The organism is Streptomyces sp. 1114.5, from assembly GCF_003635085.1.
Lineage (GTDB): Bacteria > Actinomycetota > Actinomycetes > Streptomycetales > Streptomycetaceae > Kitasatospora.
The window spans coordinates 2188628-2203558 of record NZ_RBXE01000001.1 but is presented as its reverse complement, the minus strand read 5'-3'; the positions used below and the strand labels follow the sequence as shown (position 1 = coordinate 2203558).

16 protein-coding genes are annotated in these 14931 nt (G+C 71.5%); 5 read left to right on the top strand and 11 right to left on the bottom strand.

Features of this window, described 5'->3' with window-relative positions:
• The first annotated feature begins 30 nt into the window (after positions 1 to 30).
• On the top strand, positions 31 to 228 hold the full coding sequence (locus tag BX285_RS09695; protein ID WP_121177373.1) for a DUF397 domain-containing protein: 198 nt from the start codon (positions 31 to 33) through the stop codon (positions 226 to 228).
• Positions 229 to 285: 57 nt separating this feature from the next.
• Positions 286 to 474, top strand: a complete 189-nt coding sequence (locus BX285_RS09690) for a hypothetical protein (RefSeq protein ID WP_259470472.1) — start codon at positions 286 to 288, stop codon at positions 472 to 474.
• A 39-nt stretch (positions 475 to 513) separates the two neighbouring features.
• Here the strand turns inward: BX285_RS09690 and BX285_RS09685 are convergent, their stop codons facing one another.
• Together BX285_RS09685 and BX285_RS09675 are read right to left on the bottom strand one after the other, a co-directional pair.
• The gene (locus BX285_RS09685; RefSeq protein ID WP_121174908.1) at positions 514 to 1647 is read right to left on the bottom strand and encodes an IS630 family transposase; all 1134 of its coding nucleotides are present in this window, start codon (positions 1645 to 1647) and stop codon (positions 514 to 516) included.
• Between the two features lie 351 nt (positions 1648 to 1998).
• On the bottom strand, positions 1999 to 2730 hold the full coding sequence (locus BX285_RS09675; protein ID WP_121174907.1) for a TetR/AcrR family transcriptional regulator: 732 nt from the start codon (positions 2728 to 2730) through the stop codon (positions 1999 to 2001).
• Between the two features lie 154 nt (positions 2731 to 2884).
• On the opposite strand from BX285_RS09675, the gene BX285_RS09670 reads away from it, so the two are divergent.
• Positions 2885 to 3604: a DUF4386 domain-containing protein gene (locus tag BX285_RS09670; protein ID WP_183107202.1), complete on the top strand. Its 720-nt coding sequence runs from the start codon at positions 2885 to 2887 to the stop codon at positions 3602 to 3604.
• A gap of 52 nt (positions 3605 to 3656) precedes the next feature.
• On the opposite strand, the gene BX285_RS09665 is transcribed toward BX285_RS09670, so the two are convergent.
• On the bottom strand, positions 3657 to 4010 hold the full coding sequence (locus tag BX285_RS09665) for a deoxyxylulose-5-phosphate synthase (RefSeq protein WP_121174906.1): 354 nt from the start codon (positions 4008 to 4010) through the stop codon (positions 3657 to 3659).
• Positions 4011 to 4338: 328 nt separating this feature from the next.
• Here BX285_RS09665 and BX285_RS09660 point away from each other — a divergent pair, with 328 nt between their 5' ends.
• Positions 4339 to 5589 carry an IS701 family transposase gene (locus BX285_RS09660; RefSeq protein ID WP_183107038.1) on the top strand — a complete coding sequence of 417 codons (1251 nt, stop codon included), beginning with the start codon at positions 4339 to 4341 and terminating at the stop codon, positions 5587 to 5589.
• Between the two features lie 111 nt (positions 5590 to 5700).
• Here the strand turns inward: BX285_RS09660 and BX285_RS09655 are convergent, their stop codons facing one another.
• From BX285_RS09655 to hutU, 6 genes are all read right to left on the bottom strand, one after another.
• A complete protein-coding gene (locus BX285_RS09655; RefSeq protein WP_121174904.1) occupies positions 5701 to 6327 on the bottom strand; it encodes a DUF3592 domain-containing protein in 627 nt (208 codons plus the stop codon).
• Between the two features lie 237 nt (positions 6328 to 6564).
• Entirely contained in the window at positions 6565 to 7062 is a 498-nt protein-coding gene (locus BX285_RS09650; protein WP_121174903.1) for a hypothetical protein, read from the bottom strand.
• Between the two features lie 282 nt (positions 7063 to 7344).
• Positions 7345 to 8520, bottom strand: coding sequence for an imidazolonepropionase (hutI, locus tag BX285_RS09645; RefSeq protein ID WP_097237612.1), 1176 nt, complete (start codon positions 8518 to 8520; stop codon positions 7345 to 7347).
• Positions 8521 to 8555: 35 nt separating this feature from the next.
• The gene (locus tag BX285_RS09640) at positions 8556 to 9917 is read right to left on the bottom strand and encodes a formimidoylglutamate deiminase (RefSeq protein ID WP_259470471.1); all 1362 of its coding nucleotides are present in this window, start codon (positions 9915 to 9917) and stop codon (positions 8556 to 8558) included.
• The gene (locus tag BX285_RS09635) at positions 9908 to 11089 is read right to left on the bottom strand and encodes an allantoate amidohydrolase (RefSeq protein WP_121174901.1); all 1182 of its coding nucleotides are present in this window, start codon (positions 11087 to 11089) and stop codon (positions 9908 to 9910) included. Before BX285_RS09635 ends, BX285_RS09640 begins: the two co-directional genes overlap by 10 nt.
• Before the next feature lie 20 nt (positions 11090 to 11109).
• The gene (gene hutU, locus BX285_RS09630) at positions 11110 to 12777 is read right to left on the bottom strand and encodes a urocanate hydratase (RefSeq protein WP_121174900.1); all 1668 of its coding nucleotides are present in this window, start codon (positions 12775 to 12777) and stop codon (positions 11110 to 11112) included.
• A gap of 182 nt (positions 12778 to 12959) precedes the next feature.
• Here hutU and BX285_RS09625 point away from each other — a divergent pair, with 182 nt between their 5' ends.
• Complete coding sequence (locus BX285_RS09625) at positions 12960 to 13532, top strand: Uma2 family endonuclease (RefSeq protein WP_097237608.1); 573 nt, start codon at positions 12960 to 12962, stop codon at positions 13530 to 13532.
• 1 nt (position 13533) lies between these two features.
• On the opposite strand, the gene BX285_RS09620 is transcribed toward BX285_RS09625, so the two are convergent.
• Entirely contained in the window at positions 13534 to 13851 is a 318-nt protein-coding gene (locus BX285_RS09620; protein WP_097237607.1) for a hypothetical protein, read from the bottom strand.
• A 121-nt stretch (positions 13852 to 13972) separates the two neighbouring features.
• Positions 13973 to 14842, bottom strand: coding sequence for a MurR/RpiR family transcriptional regulator (locus tag BX285_RS09615; RefSeq protein ID WP_097237606.1), 870 nt, complete (start codon positions 14840 to 14842; stop codon positions 13973 to 13975).
• Positions 14843 to 14931 lie beyond the last annotated feature (89 nt).

Genomic DNA, 14931 nt, shown 5'->3' with positions numbered 1-14931 from the left:
AAGAGGCCGCCGGTGGCTAGCCTGTCCTTCATGACCAGCTCTGCGTGGCAGAAGTCCAGTTACTCGGGCGCGAACTCCGACTGCGTCGAGGTCCGCGTATCCGACGGGTTGATCGAACTCCGCGAGTCCGACGACGGCGACGTCATCGTCCTCACCACCCGTCTCAACCTCGCCGACTTCCTCCAGGGCGCCAAGGCCGGCGAGTTCGACCATCTCACCACCAGCTAGTGCCGCATCAGGCAACGTTTGCCTCGTTATGGGAGACTGCTCCGTCAACTGGGGTTGATGGACCAACGCGAGATTCCGGTCAGGGACATGGCGAGGGCCGCCGGACTGCCGATGTCCACCATCCACATGCTCCGCCGCGGACACAATCCGAACTTCCTGCAGGCCCGCCTGATCGCCGGGATCCTGGACATGTCCGAAGCGGACGTCAGAGTCATCGCCGGACTCGACGACGGCAATACGCAGTAGCTGCCAGGTGGCGGCGCACAATGCGGCGTTGGCGCTGCGTCAAGCGACGTTCGCCCTGGTGACGACTTCGCGTAGGCGCTCGTCGGCGACGTGCTTGTTCCGCCAGATGATGTACCGGCGGATCATGCTGCCCTGTTCCTTGTGACTGGGATGGTCGGTGCCGTCGAGGGCGAAGTAGCGCAGAGCGGTGAACTGGGCCTCGATCCGGTTGAGCCAGGAACTGTTGGTCGGGGTATAGGCGATCTCGACGTTGTTCACCTCCGCCCAGTTTCCGACCCGTTGGCATCGCTTCGTCGTCAGGTGCGGGGAGTAGTTGTCGCAGACGACCGCGATGCGCACGTCGGCCGGGTGCAGCGAGCGCAGGTAGCGGCAGAACTCCAGGAACTTCGATCGGTTCTTGGTCTTCTTGATGTGGCCGTAGAGCTGGTCCTTGGCGAGGTCGTAGGCGGCGAACAGATGCCGCACCCCGTGCGGTCGGGTGTAGGTGGCGCGGCGGCGGGGCCGGGGATCGCGGTCGGGGTCCCTGCCCTTGCCGCCGCGCTCCGCCCACTGCCGGCCGGCGTGGGGTTGGAGGTTGAGCAGCCCGAACTCGTCGAGGCAGAAGACGACTTCGGGTTCGCCCTCCTCGGGTATGACCTCGCCGTCGGCGATCGCGTAGAGGTGTTCGACCCGGGCCTTCTTGGCGGCGTAGTCGGGATCGCGGGAGGTCTTCCAGGTCTTCACGCGTTGAAAGGAGACGCCCTCCTCGCGGAGCAGGATGCGCAGGCCCTCGTGGCTGATGTCGTCGACCACCCCCTCGGCGACCAGGAAGTCGGCCAGCTTGGCCAGGCTCCAGGTCGAGAACGGCAGGCCGTGCTCGGCCGGCTTGGACTTGGCGATCTTCTTGATCTCCCGGCGCTCCGGGAGGGTGAACGTTCTCGGTCGGCCGCCCCGGTACTTCGGGTAGAGCGAGTCGAAGCCGTCGGCGTTGAAGTTGTGGATCACGTCGCGGACCCGGTCCGCGCTGGTGAACGTGACCTCGGCGATCTTCGCCACGGGCATGCGCTGGGCGGACAGCAGCACCATCTGGGCTCGCCGCCAGGTCACCACCGACCCGGTGCCCCGGCGGACGATCCGCAACAGCCGTCTGCCCTCGTCGTCATCGATCTCACGGACCTGCACACGTTCAGCCACGTGATCATTCTGACCACCCGGTTTCACCGACGCGGTGTGCACCGATGACGCGTACAACCTCTGGCAGGCCCGCACTTCCGCGGATCCCGGCGCGGAACCGGTCCTGCTGGCCGTGTCCGGCTACCCGTACCGCCCCCACGGCCTCGCTCTCGTCCCCGGTGGCACCGTCGAGCCGGAACGCTTAGTTGTTCGCGGTGTCGAGAACGGTCCCGCCGCCCCCGACGAAGCGGTCCAGGATCCGGAACGAGGTCTCCTCGTCGACGATCGTTCCGAAGCCCAAGGTGCCCAGGACCACGGTGCGCCGAGGAGTGGTCGTGGGCGGCGTTCGGCACCCCTGGGCGCGCCTTCCCGTCACCGGGCCCCGCGACGGGCCCCCGCCGAGGTCCAACCGGCCTGGTGCAGAAGGCCGATGCCGTCGAGCAGCACGTCCAGGGCGAACTCGAACTCGAACTGGTCGTCGCAGCCGCCGCCGACCGCCGCACCGTCCTCGCCGTGGGCGGCGGAGGCCGCGATCTCGGCGATGTTCGGGTAGTGGAGGGCCAGACGGGGGTCAGGAACGGCCTGCTCCGGACCCGGGGAGGCGTCGAAGAGCTCCTGAGTGAAGCCCAGGACGCGCCCGCCGAGGGCGTGCATCGCATGGTGGGTGAGGTCGGCGGAGAGTCCGCCCGCCCGGAACAGGCCGATCACCGTCTCCAGGTGGCCGAGCATCGCGGGTGTCGGCGCGGGCAGGGTCTCGATCACGCGCGGCGCCCACGGGTGTCGGCGCAGGGCCCGGCGGGCGGAGAGGACGCGTTCGCGCACGGCGCCCTTCCAGTCGGCACCGGGGGCCGGCGGGTCGATCTCGCCGACCACGGCGTCGACCATGCCGGCGAGCAGCTCCTCCTTGTTGGCGACGTGCTTGTAGAGCGCCATCGGCACCACGCCCAGCTCCTGGGCGAGTTTGCGCATGCTCAGCACGTCGATGCCGCCCGCCTCGCCGTCGGCGAACGCCACGGCGGCGTGCAGCACCCGCGCCCGGTTCAGCGGGGCGCGGTTGGGCGGGGTGCGGTTGGGCGCGGTGCGCGCCCCTTCGCTCTCGCTCATCCTCGGTCTCCTTCCGCGTCTCCCTCGTCGGCTTGACGAGTGTACGGCGTACGCCTACGGTAGCCCCAGGTGTACGCCGTACACCACATGGGGTGGAAGGGGGCTGGTCCTGGTGGACTCGACCGTGGGCAGAGGGACGGACAGAGGGACAGCGGTGGTCACGGGCGTCCTGTTCCTGGTGACCGAACTCGCGGCGATCGCGGGCATGTTGCTGTACCGGCCCGCGCTGGACGGCGCCGCGTACGTGGCCGGTCCCGGCGTGGACGGCCATGTGGCGGCGGGAGCGCTGTGCGAGGTGGTGCTGGTGCTGGCGGTGATCGGCACCGGGGTGGCCCTGTACCCCGTGCTGCGCCGGCACCAGGAGGCGGTGGCGCTCGGCTACGTCTGCGGGCGACTGCTGGAGGCCGCGGTGATCACGGTCGGCATCGTCGGGATGCTCGCCGTCGTGACCCTGCGGCGGGACGCCGGCGCCGAGGCGGCCACCGCCGCCCGCGCCCTGGTCGCCGTCCACGACTGGACGTTCCTGCTCGGTCCGAACGTCGTCCTGGGCGCCAACTCGCTGGCGCTCGCGTTCCTGATGCACCGCTCCCGGCTGGTGCCGCGCCCGATCGCCCTGCTCGGGCTGGTCGGTGGCGCGCTGATTCTCGCCTCGGCGGTGGCGGTGCTGTTCGGTGTCTACCCGCAGGTGTCGACGGCAGGTTCACTGGCCGCCCTCCCGGTCTTCGCCTGGGAGGTCACGCTGGCCGTCCGGCTCCTGGTGAAGGGCTTCACCCCGGCCCGCCCCGACGGTCGCCTCGGCGAGCCGACCACCGCGACCGCTCCGACCACCGCGACCGCTCCGTCCCTCACCGGCGCTCCGTCCCTCACCGGCTGAGCACCGGCGCGCGGGAAGTCGGCCGACCCGACTTCTCGCGCGCTTCCGCGTCTCACCGGGTGGTCGCGCGCTCCCACGGGACCTCACGGTGCAGCAGCGCCCGCTCCAGCGGTTCGCCCGAGCGACGGGCGTAGAGGGTGCGCTCGCGCACCTCGTGGCGGGTGCGGGGCCGGTAGCCCGGGCCGCCGCAGCAGCCCTTGTGGAAGCGGATGCCTGCGTTCAGCAGCAGCGTGAGGGTCCGCCAGGCCGCGGCGTCCCGCCGGGGCGGCGCGGCGAAGGCGGAGCCCGCGTGCAGCAGCGCCCCGGCGCAGCGCGGGCAGCGGCGCACCTCGGTCCCGGTGTCGTACGCCTGCTTGTAGGAGGCCCGGCAGGGCAGGCAGACGTAGGAGGTTCTGGTGTAGCCCATGCGGATCAGCGTACGACGCGACCGCGCCCCCGCTCGACGCGTTTTCCGTCCGTCGCCCCGTCAGGTGGAAGGGGTGGTTGAAGTCGGGGGAGGTCTCGCCGGTGCGGACCGTCCAGCGTTGTGTGCGGCCCAGTCTCACGGACCTGCACGCGTTCGGCCACGTGATCATTCTGACCGCCCGGAGCCGCCATCCGCAGCACCCAGGCGAGTCGTCACGAAAGGGCGAAGGTTGCCTGATGCGGCACTAGTAGAGCTTGGTCAGGTCGGTGCCGTGGTGGCGTGTCCTGGGGAGTAGGTGGCGCGTTGTTGGTGTGTGACACCTGGGGAGATGGCCGAGGTCCGGGAGGACCTGGAGGCGTTCACGGCGGGGTTGTTCGAAGCGTTCACGCGCGCTGACCAGCGGCGTTGGGGGCAGGCGTACGTGCGTGGGCTGCTCCTGGACGGCAAGCGGAAGTCGGTGGAGCCGATGGCCGCGCGGCTCGGGGAGGACGGAAACCGGCAGGCTCTCGCGCACTTCGTCACGACAAGCCCCTGGGATCCGGCACATGTCCGGGCCCGTTTGTCCTGGAGGATGCAGGACGCCATCGATCCGACCGCGCTGATCATCGACGACACGGGGTTCCTCAAGGACGGCGACGCGTCGGCGTGTGTGTCGCGGCAGTACACCGGAACCGCGGGCAAGGTCACCAACTGCCAAGTGGGCGTCTCGCTCCACTTGGCCCGTGACCACGCCTCGGCGCCGGTCAACTGGCGGCTGTTCCTCCCCGCGTCCTGGGACCCCGAATCGACCAAGGCCGACCCGGACAAGGTCGCCCGGCGAGACCGGTGCGGCATCCCCGCAGGCCTGGGCCACGTGGAGAAGTGGCAGCTGGCCCTGGACATGATCGACGAGACCCGGTGCTGGGGTGTCCACGTCCCGCTCGCCATCGCCGACGCCGGATACGGCGACGCCGCGGCCTTCCGCCTCGGCCTCCAGCAACGCGGCCTGCACTACGTGCTGGGGATCTCCACCACGCCGACCGCGCACCCTGCCGAAGCCCGGCCCGTCACGCCCGCCTACAGCGGCACCGGCCGGCCGCCGGTGGCGAAGTACCCGGACAAGGCCCGCAGTGTGAAGGAGCTGGCCATCGCTGCCGGGCCGAAAGCGGCCAGGCCGGTGTCGTGGCGGGAGGGGTCGCGCCCAGGCAAGGCGAAGAGCGGCTTCAAGCGGATGTATTCGCGCTTCGTGGCGCTGCGGATCCGCCCGGCCGGACGCGAGATCCGCGACGCCACCGAGGGCGTGGAGCTGGCCGAGTGCTGGCTGCTGGCCGAATGGCCCGCCAAGGAAGCCGAGCCGGTCCAGTTCTGGCTCTCGAACCTGCCCGCCGACACCCCGCTGACCACTCTGGTGCGAATGGCCAAGCTCCGCTGGCGGATCGAGCACGACTACCGGGAGATGAAACAGGCCCTCGGCCTGGCCCACTTCGAGGGCCGCACGTTCACCGGCTGGCATCACCACGTCACGCTCGTCTCTCTCGCCCACGCGTTCTGCACCCTGCGCAGACTGGCCACCGCCCCAAAAGACGCGGGGCCGGCCTGAGCCTCTACCAAGTCGTCCGCGAGCTCCAGATCCTTCTGGCGACCTGGGCCGGCGCCTGCCCCACCTGCCACCGCGACATACCCACACGAAAACAGACCTGACCAAGCCCTACTAGGGCCTGACAGTGATGTCGGGGAATCCGTCGGGGCAGACCAGCGTGGTGGCGTTCCCGTCGCCGGTGCAGACGATGTCGCTAGGGAGGCTACCGCCGGGCAGCGGCACGCTGCGTCCGGTGGGGAGAGGGCGGGTGGGCAGGTCGTGGCTGCCGGAGGCGATTTCGAAGCCGCTGACGGCGAAAGCCGCGCCGACGCCGGCGAAGAACAGGCCCACCAGCGCCGCCACGGCGAACCCGGTCTTGGCTCCCGACCGGCCCCGATCGGCGGTTACCGCCCGGTGCGGCATGTCGGGCAGGTACCGCACCGGCACGTGGTCGCCCACCACGCGCGGTACGCCGCTGGAGTCTTCGAAGCGGATGTCCCGGCCGTCCGCGGTGCGGAAGCCGATGATCACGTGCCGGACCGCGCGGGTGCGCCGGTCGGAGGAATCCGATCCCGATACCCGTTCCTGTGTCACGTACGTCTCCAGGCAACGTGCCTCCGCCGCGAGTCCGACCGCCAGGATCCGTTCCCGCATCCGGGCCTTGCGCGCTGCGGCGATCGGTAGCGCCAGCCCGCCGCAGATCACCAAGAGCCCGATGAAGCCGAAGACGTACCCGATGACGTTGCCGTCGTCAGACATATCCACCCCCCGTGAACGTGCTGATCGAACCCGTGAACCGCGGTATGGGAGACGGCCGTTGGGCCCCTCCGGTTCCTGCGGACCGGCCAGGCACTGTCCGGCCACGACACGCCTACTCCGTTCGGAGACGAGGTTCCGAACGGTAGAGGTATCTCCTCGGCTCCGGCCCAGGCTCGGGCGCCGGGGAGGCCTTGGCAAGGCGGCATCGAAATGCTGTCGTGGAGGCAGCACGGCTGCTCAGGGCTGGGACAACCGGTCTTCGTAGGCCAGCGAGTTCGGCCCCCAACCGTCCACCTCATTGCCGTTCACGTCCACGGTGGCGTCCATGTATCCCATGGCATAAAGCACCGCCAACGCCACCGCCCGGGCATCGCTCTCGTCGATCTCGTGGACGGAGTAACGCAACGAGTTCTGCACGCGGCCACAGAGGTTGGCGGCGGCGCCGAGAACAGCGAAGCTTGACCTGTGCAGGCCGGAGGCATCGAGGGCACTGCTGCCGCCGCGGGAGATCTCGCACGCGGCGTTGAAGGCTCCGGCGAAATCCGTGGCGGCATACGGGCCGGACTCGCTCATGTACATACGAAGAAAGTGGTTCTTGATGAGCCAGTCCCGCAGGTTGTCCACCTGCAGGACAAGCCGCTCGGCCGCCTCCACCCACCGGGTGGTGGATGCGCCGCGCATGAGCAGCCTTCCGAGTTCGGTCAGGTCCTCGGGGATTCGGTCGGCATCGTCCACCGGAGGCAACCTCTCTGCCAGAGCCTCAGGCCTCGGTGTCGCCGAGGAATGGTCGGATCCTGATGGCCCTGCAGGTACAGGTACAGGCACGGGTACACCGATTGATCACATACGAGTGGCAAGCATGCCACCGGCTGCCTGGTGCCGGCCACCGGTAATGCCTGCGACGGGTGGCTGCAGCAAGCCCTCACAGGCTGATTCGGAGCAAACGTCGCCTGATGCGGCACCAGCGAAGAGCCCCCGCGCCCGCCACCCCGGGGGCGCGGGGGCCGTCTAAAGGTCCTAGACCTCCCGCACGCCTGCCCGCCAGACCGCGGCCGTCAGCGGGACGCCCGGGCGGTACGCCAGGTGCACGTGCGAGGGCGCGTCCAGCAGCAGCAGGTCGGCCCGCGCGCCCACCGCCACGACCCCCACATCCGTGCGCCGCAGGGCGTGGGCGCCACCAGCCGTCGCGGCCCAGACGGCCTCGTCCGGGGTCATGCCCATCTCCCGCACCGCGACGGCAATACAGAACGCCATCGAACTCGTAAAGCTCGACCCCGGGTTGCAGTCCGTCGAGAGCGCGACCACCGCGCCCGCGTCCAACAGCCTGCGCCCGCTCGGGTACTCGGCCCGCGTCGAGAACTCCGCGCCCGGCAGCAGGGTCGCGACCGTCGCCGAGCCCGCCAGCGCCGCCACGTCCTCGTCTGTCAGGTGCGTGCAGTGGTCCGCCGAGGCAGCCCCCAGCTCCACCGCGAGCTGCACGCCCGGCCCGTACGTCAGCTGGTTGGCGTGCACTCGCGGCGTGAGGCCCTTCTCGATCCCCGCCGTCAAAACAGCCCGCGCCTGGTCGCCGTCGAAGGCGCCCTTCTCGCAGAACACGTCCACCCAACGGGCGTGCGGCGCACAGGCGTCCAGCATCTCGCCGGTCACCAGCTCCACGTACCCCGCCGGGTCCTCCGCGTACTCGGGCGCCACCACGTGCGCCCCCAGGTACGTCGTCTCCGGGGTGTACCCAGCCGCGATCCGCAGTGCCCGCGCCTCGTCCTCCACCGTCAGTCCGTAGCCGGACTTGCACTCGATGGTGGTGGTGCCCTGGCGCAGCGCCTCCCGGACGAACCGGGCCAGGTTGGCGTCCAGTTCCGCATCCGAGGCGGCCCGGGTGGCCGCCACCGTCGTCCGGATCCCGCCCGCCGAGTACGCCTGCCCGGACATCCGGGCATTGAACTCGGCGGTGCGGTCACCGGCGAACACCAGGTGAGCATGGGAGTCGACGAAGCCGGGCAGCAGCGCCCGGCCCTCGGCGTCGAAGCGCTCGTCCGCGGCCGGGGCCTGCGCCGCCGGGCCGACCCAGGCGACGGTGTCGCCGTCGACCACCACGGCCGCGTCGGTCAGCAGGCCGAGCGGCCCGGTTCCCTGCCCGGGGTCGTTGGTGACCAGGCTGCCGATGCCCGTGATCACAGTGGTCCTGGTGCTCAAGTCAACGCCTTCCGAAGGGAGTCGGACAACAACATTCAGCAGCCCAGCGCGCCGATGGAGGACCGCAGCGCCCCCGGCACGTCGGCCACCAGCCGGTGCACGCCGTCCCGGACGACGTGCCGCCCGCCGACCACCACGTGCCGCACGTCCGCCGCCGAGGCCGCGAAGACGGCGATCTCGGCGCCGAGCCTGGGCGGCGGCCCCGCCGTACGGACGGAGTCCAGCGCGATCACCGTGAAGTCGGCGAGCGCCCCGGCCTCGATCCGCCCGGCCTCCGGCCAGCCGAGCGAGGCGTGCCCGTCCTCGGTGCCGGCCCGCAGCAGCGCGTTCGCCGTCCAGTGCCCGCGGGTCTGGGTGCGCAGCCGCTCGTCCAGCTCCAGCGCCCGGGCCTCCTCCCACGGGTCGATCACCGCGTGGCTGTCGCTGCCCAGGGTGATCGGGCTGCCCGCCGAGGCGAGCCTGCGGGCCGGGCCGATGCCGTCCGCGAGGTCCCGTTCGGTGGTGGGGCACATGCAGACGGTGGTGGAGGAGTCGGTGAGGAGCTTGACGTCCTCGTCGGTGAGGTGGGTGGCGTGCACGGCCGAGGTGCGCGGGCCGAGCGCGCCGCGGTCGGCGAGCAGCCGGGTGGGGGTGACGCCGTGCGCGGCGAGGCAGGCGTCGTTCTCGGCGGTCTGCTCGGACAGGTGGACGTGCAGCGGCGCCCGGCGCATCGCCGCCCAGTGCGCGACGGTGCCCAACTGCTCGGCGGGGACGGCCCGGACGGAGTGGATGGCGGCACCGATCCGGGCGTGCTCGCGCGGCTTGAGCGCGTCCGCCCGCTCGGCCCAGGCGTCGGCGTCGCCGTCGCTGAAGCGCAGCTGCGGCTTGGTCGGTTCGGCGCCGAAGCCGGAGGACAGGTAGCAGGTGTCCAGCAGGGTGATCCGGATGCCGGCCCGGGCGGCGGCCTCGATCAGCGCCTCACCCATCGCGTTCGAGTCGGCGTAGCGGGCGCCGCCGGGCGCGTGGTGCAGGTAGTGGAACTCGCCGACGGCGGTGATCCCGGCCAGCGCCATCTCGGCGTAGACGGCGGTGGCGAGCTCCAGGTAGCTGTCCGGGTCGAGCGCGCCGGCGAACCGGTACATGGTGTCGCGCCAGGTCCAGAAGGTGCCGGAGCCGACCTGGACGTGCCCGCGCAGCGCCCGGTGGAAGGCGTGCGAGTGGGCGTTCGCCTGACCGGGCACGGCCAGGCCCTCCAGCCGGACGGCCCCGGGCGGACAGGGCCCGCTGTCCGGGGTGACGGCGGCGATCCGCCCGTCCGGGCCGGTGGTGATCAGCACGTCCGGCTCGACCACCGGCCCGTTGGGGTGCGGCAGCCATGCGTACTGCGCCCAGTACGTCACCGAAGCGGTCAATGACACGCCAGGTCCTCCAGTACGTCGGCCAGGGCGGCGACCCCGGCCAGGCAGTCGGCTTCCTCGGCGTGTTCGGCCGGGGAGTGCGAGACGCCGGTGGGGTTGCGCACGAACAGCATGGCGGTCGGGATCGCGGACGCCAGGATCCCGGCGTCGTGTCCCGCGCCGGTGGGCAGCACCGGGGCGTCCAGCAGCTTGGCGAGCCGGTCGCGCAGCGGCCCGTCGAACTCCACCACCGGGGTGTAGGACTCGCGGGTCAGCTCGACCCGGACGCCGTCGCGTTCGCCGCGCTCGGCGGCGGCCTGCTCGATCTCGGCGACCAGCGCGGTGAGGGTGCGCTCGTCGGCGGCCCGGGAGTCCAGCCAGCCGCGCACCAGCGAGGCGATCGCGTTGGTGCCGTTGGGCTCGACGGCGACCTTGCCGAAGGTCGCCAGCGCGCCCGCCTGCCGCGCCTTCTTGCGGGCGGCGAGCACGGTGTTGGCGTACGTCAGCATCGGGTCGCGGCGGTCCTCGATCCGGGTGGTGCCGGCGTGGTTGGCCTCGCCGTGGAAGTCGAACCGCCAGCGGCCGTGCGGCCAGATCGCGCCGGCCACGCCGACCGGCTGCCCCTCGGCGAGGTAGCGGCCCTGCTCGACGTGGAGTTCGACGAAGGCGCCGATCCTGGCCAGCCGGTCGTCGTCCGCGCCGAGCGCGCTCGGGTCGTAGCCCGCCTTCTCCATCGCGTCGGGCAGCCGGACGCCGCCGGCGTCGCGCAGGTCGTACGCGGCCTCGCGGGAGAGCACGCCGGACGTCAGCCGGGAGCCGATGCAGGCCACGCCGAACCGGGCGCCCTCCTCGTCACCGAAGTTGACGATCGCCAGCGGACGGGTGAACTCGGCTCCCCGGGCGCGGAGTTCGTCCAGCGCGGCGAAGGAGGAGACCACCCCGAGCGGTCCGTCGAAGGCGCCGCCGTCCGGGACGGAGTCCAGGTGCGAGCCGGTGACGACGGCCCCGCCGGCCTGCGGGTCGCCCAGCCAGGCCCACTGGTTGCCGTTGCGGTCCAGCTCGTACGCCAGACCGCGGCTGCGGGCCTGCTGCTCGAACCAGGCGCGGCACTCGGCGTCGGCGGAGTTCCAGGCGAAGCGGCGGTAGCCGCCGGAGGAGGCGGAGCGGCCCACGGGGAGCAGCTCCGCCCACATCTCCTCGAAGGAAGGAGCCGTCACAGCTCACCCATCGGGACGCGGACCCCGCGCTCGGCGGCGACCTCGTCGGCACGGTCGTAGCCGGCGTCCACGTGCCGGATGACGCCCATGCCCGGGTCGTTGGTGAGCACCCGGCGGATCTTCTCCCCGGCCAGCGCGGTGCCGTCGGCGACGGTGACCTGGCCGGCGTGGATCGAGCGGCCGATGCCGACGCCGCCGCCGTGGTGGATGGAGACCCAGGAGGCGCCGGAGGCCACGTTGACCATGGCGTTGAGCAGCGGCCAGTCGGCGATCGCGTCCGAGCCGTCGAGCATCGCCTCGGTCTCCCGGTACGGGGAGGCGACGGAGCCGCAGTCCAGGTGGTCGCGGCCGATGACGATCGGCGCGGACAGCTCGCCGGAGGCGACCATGTCGTTGAAGCGCTCGCCGGCCTTGTCGCGCTCGCCGTAGCCGAGCCAGCAGATCCGCGCGGGCAGGCCCTGGAAGTGCACCTTCTCCTGGGCCATCTTGATCCAGCGGTGCAGCGACTCGTTCTCCGGGAACAGGTCGAGGACGGCCTTGTCGGTCTTGTGGATGTCCTGCGGGTCGCCGGACAGCGCGGCCCAGCGGAACGGGCCCTTGCCCTCGCAGAACAGCGGCCGGATGTAGGCGGGGACGAAGCCGGGGAAGGCGAAGGCGCGGTCGTAGCCGGCCAGCTGGGCCTCGCCGCGGATGGAGTTGCCGTAGTCGAAGACCTCGGCGCCGCGGTCCTGGAAGCCGACCATGGCCTCGACGTGCTTGGCCATCGACTCGCGCGAGCGCTGGGTGAACTCGGCGGGCTTGGCGGCCGCGTAGTCCGCCATGTCGTCGAAGTCGACGCCGATCGGCAGGTAGCTGAGCGGGTCGTGGGCGCTGGTCTGGTCGGTGACGATGTCGATCGGCGCGTCCATCGCGAGCAGCTGCGGGAAGAGCTCGGCGGCGTTGCCGAGCAGGCCGATGGAGAGCGGCTGCTTCTTGTCGCGGGCGGCGGTGGCCAGCTCCAGGGCGTGCGAGAGGTTCTTGGCCTCGACGTCCAGGTAGCGGTGCTCGATCCGGCGGGCGATGCGGGACGGGTCGCAGTCGACGCAGATCGCCACGCCGCCGTTCATGGTGACGGCCAGCGGCTGGGCGCCGCCCATCCCGCCGAGGCCGGCGGTGAGGGTGATGGTGCCCTCCAGCGTGCCGTCGAAGCGCTTGTTGGCGACGGCGGCGAAGGTCTCGTAGGTGCCCTGGAGGATGCCCTGGGTGCCGATGTAGATCCAGGAGCCGGCGGTCATCTGGCCGTACATGGTGAGCCCGAGGCTCTCCAGGCGGCGGAACTCCTCCCAGTTGGCCCAGTCGCCGACCAGGTTGGAGTTGGCGATCAGCACGCGCGGCGCCCACTCGTGGGTCTGCATGACGCCGACCGGGCGGCCGGACTGGACCAGCATGGTCTCGTCCTGCTTCAGGCCCTCCAGCGTCTTCACCATGGCGTCGAAGGAGCGCCAGTCCCGCGCGGCCTTGCCGGTGCCGCCGTACACCACCAGCTTCGACGGGTGCTCGGCCACCTCGGGGTCGAGGTTGTTCATCAGCATCCGCAGGGCAGCCTCCTGCTGCCACCCCTGCGCCGTCAGCCCCGTCCCGCGCGCCGCGCGCACCTCGCGCGGCCCGCTCGCCTGCTGCACCATAGTCCCGGCCTCTCTGCGGATGGATTCATTCAAGCTCGGTTCGGTTGAATATAACTAAACAACCGGCTTTCGACCAGACCCCGAAACAATCCGATCAGCCACGGCACCGGCCGACTTGGCGCGCTAGCCTGAACCCGGCGAACACCAGCCACTCGGCCCAGCGCCAAGGAGCGGGGGACACGATGACGGCCATCACCGTGCGGCCCGGCAGACTCCGGGATGTGGCGGAGGAGATCGAGCGGCGCACGGGACTACGCGTCCAGATCATCGGGGGAACCCTGGTGATGCCCCCGACACCCCGCGGCAAGCACGCGGGGACCACCAAGCGCCTGTCCCGCCAGCTCGACGCCGGGCTCCCGACGGGTCTCGGCGCCTACGAGGTCTCGTCGATCGCCATGCCCGACAACGCGGAGGACTACGCGACACCCGACCTCGTCGTTCTGCCGCGCGACTGGGAGGACGACGACGAATGGCTGGCGGACCCGCACGATGTCGAGCTGGCCGTGGAGGTCATTTCGACCTCCGAGCGGATCAGCCTCATCGCCGCCAAGACCAGCTGGTACGCGCTCGCAGGCGTGCCGGTCCTCCTCGCGGTCGACCCCCGCAAGGGCGCCTGGGCACTCCACACCCACCCCCGCGACGGCGAGTACCAGGGCGTCCTGCACGGCAAGTACGGCGAGCCCGTTCCGCTGCCCTCGCCGCTGCCCGCCGAGCTGGACACCTCCGGTCTTCCGCTCTACGCGCCCCGCGGCTGAGTCACGCCGCCGCGTCGCCGCCGTCCCAGTCGATGCCGATCTCGGCGAGCCAGCGGCGGTCGTCGGCGTCGGGGGTGGGTGGGGCCGGCGGGCGGGGGATGTTCTGGACGGGGCCGAGGCCGTAGCGTTCGGCGGCGGCCCGGCCGTCGGGTTCGATGACGCCGACGTGGACGGCGGACTCGTCGCCCGGATCGAGGACGGTCAGTTCGGGGTCGGGCAGCCGCCGCAGGGTGACGCGGCGTCCGCAGGCGGGGCAGGACCATTCGTCGGCACCCGAGGAGAGGCGGGCGACGAACTTCATCTCGTGGATCACGCGCATGGGCGGCACCCCCTGCCGTAGGGGATGCCCGGGTTCGTGTCGACTACTCCCCCGCCGCCGCTCCAAGCTGCGTCTACTCCACGCTGTGCCTGTTCCAGGCTGCGCCTATTCCAGGCTGTGCCTATTCCAAGAAGAGCCCGCGCGCCGCGGCCGACTGCTCGATCGACTCCAACCGGGCCTCCGCGCCGGGGAGTTCGTCGCACATGGTCTGCAGCAGCACCCGGCCGAGCATCATCGGCGCGCACGCGGTGTCGAAGACCAACCCGGTGCCGACGGCGGCCGGCAGCATCAGGTCGGACAGCTTGGCGACCGGCGCGAAGGCGCTGTCGGCGACGGTCAGCACGGTCAGCCCGCACTCGCGGGCCACCGTCAGTGCGTCCATCAGCTCCCGCGGATAGCGCGGCAGCGCGAAGCAGAGCAGAGCGGTCGCGCCCGCCGCCGCGGCCTGTTCCAGCCGGTCGGCGAGCATGCTGCCGCCCTCGTCCAGCAGCCGGATGTCCGGGTGCACCTTGGCGGCGAAGTACGCGAAGCCGCGCGCCTGCGCCGAGGCGGCCCGCAGGCCGAGGACGGGCAGCGGGCGGGAGGCGGCGAGCAGCCGGGCGGCCCGGATGATCGGCTCCGGGTCGGCGAGGAGTTCGGCGAGGTGGCGCAGGTGCTCGATCTCGGCGAGCACGGCCTGCTGGTGTTCGTTGCGCACCGCGTCGTCCGGGGTCTCCGGCGCGGCGGGTTCTCCGCCGCCGAGTTCGCGCAGCTGCTTGCGCAGCGCCGGGTAGCCGTCGTACCCGAGCGCGACGGCGAAGCGGGTGACGGAGGGCTGGCTGACGCCGGCGAGTTCGGCGACCTCCACGCTGGACAGGAACGGCGCCTCGGTGGCGTGCCGCACCAGCGAGTGCGCGATCCGGCGCTGGGTCGGGGTCAGCCGGTGCCCCTCGAACAGCTGGAGCAGCCGGGCGGAGGGTCCGACGCTGCCGGTCTCGTCGAGGGCGGTCATCAGTACCTCCGGATGCGTGCGGTTCGGACGACGACTGTGCAGCAGCGCGCCGCGCCTGGCAAAGACGTCTCGTACGGCGGAACGCTCCA

What these genes read in the sequence shown, in the direction of transcription:
- BX285_RS09695 (WP_121177373.1), top strand. Translation starts at nt 31, where the DNA reads ATGACCAGCTCTGCGTGGCAGAAGTCCAGTTACTCGGGCGCGAACTCC.
- BX285_RS09655 (WP_121174904.1), bottom strand. Translation starts at nt 6,327, where the DNA reads ATGTCTGACGACGGCAACGTCATCGGGTACGTCTTCGGCTTCATCGGG.
- BX285_RS09620 (WP_097237607.1), bottom strand. Translation starts at nt 13,851, where the DNA reads ATGCGCGTGATCCACGAGATGAAGTTCGTCGCCCGCCTCTCCTCGGGT.
- hutU (WP_121174900.1), bottom strand. Translation starts at nt 12,777, where the DNA reads ATGGTGCAGCAGGCGAGCGGGCCGCGCGAGGTGCGCGCGGCGCGCGGG.
- BX285_RS09660 (WP_183107038.1), top strand. Translation starts at nt 4,339, where the DNA reads ATGGCCGAGGTCCGGGAGGACCTGGAGGCGTTCACGGCGGGGTTGTTC.
- BX285_RS09635 (WP_121174901.1), bottom strand. Translation starts at nt 11,089, where the DNA reads ATGTGGGCGGAGCTGCTCCCCGTGGGCCGCTCCGCCTCCTCCGGCGGC.
- BX285_RS09665 (WP_121174906.1), bottom strand. Translation starts at nt 4,010, where the DNA reads ATGGGCTACACCAGAACCTCCTACGTCTGCCTGCCCTGCCGGGCCTCC.
- BX285_RS09690 (WP_259470472.1), top strand. Translation starts at nt 286, where the DNA reads ATGGACCAACGCGAGATTCCGGTCAGGGACATGGCGAGGGCCGCCGGA.
- BX285_RS09625 (WP_097237608.1), top strand. Translation starts at nt 12,960, where the DNA reads ATGACGGCCATCACCGTGCGGCCCGGCAGACTCCGGGATGTGGCGGAG.
- BX285_RS09675 (WP_121174907.1), bottom strand. Translation starts at nt 2,730, where the DNA reads ATGAGCGAGAGCGAAGGGGCGCGCACCGCGCCCAACCGCACCCCGCCC.
- BX285_RS09615 (WP_097237606.1), bottom strand. Translation starts at nt 14,842, where the DNA reads ATGACCGCCCTCGACGAGACCGGCAGCGTCGGACCCTCCGCCCGGCTG.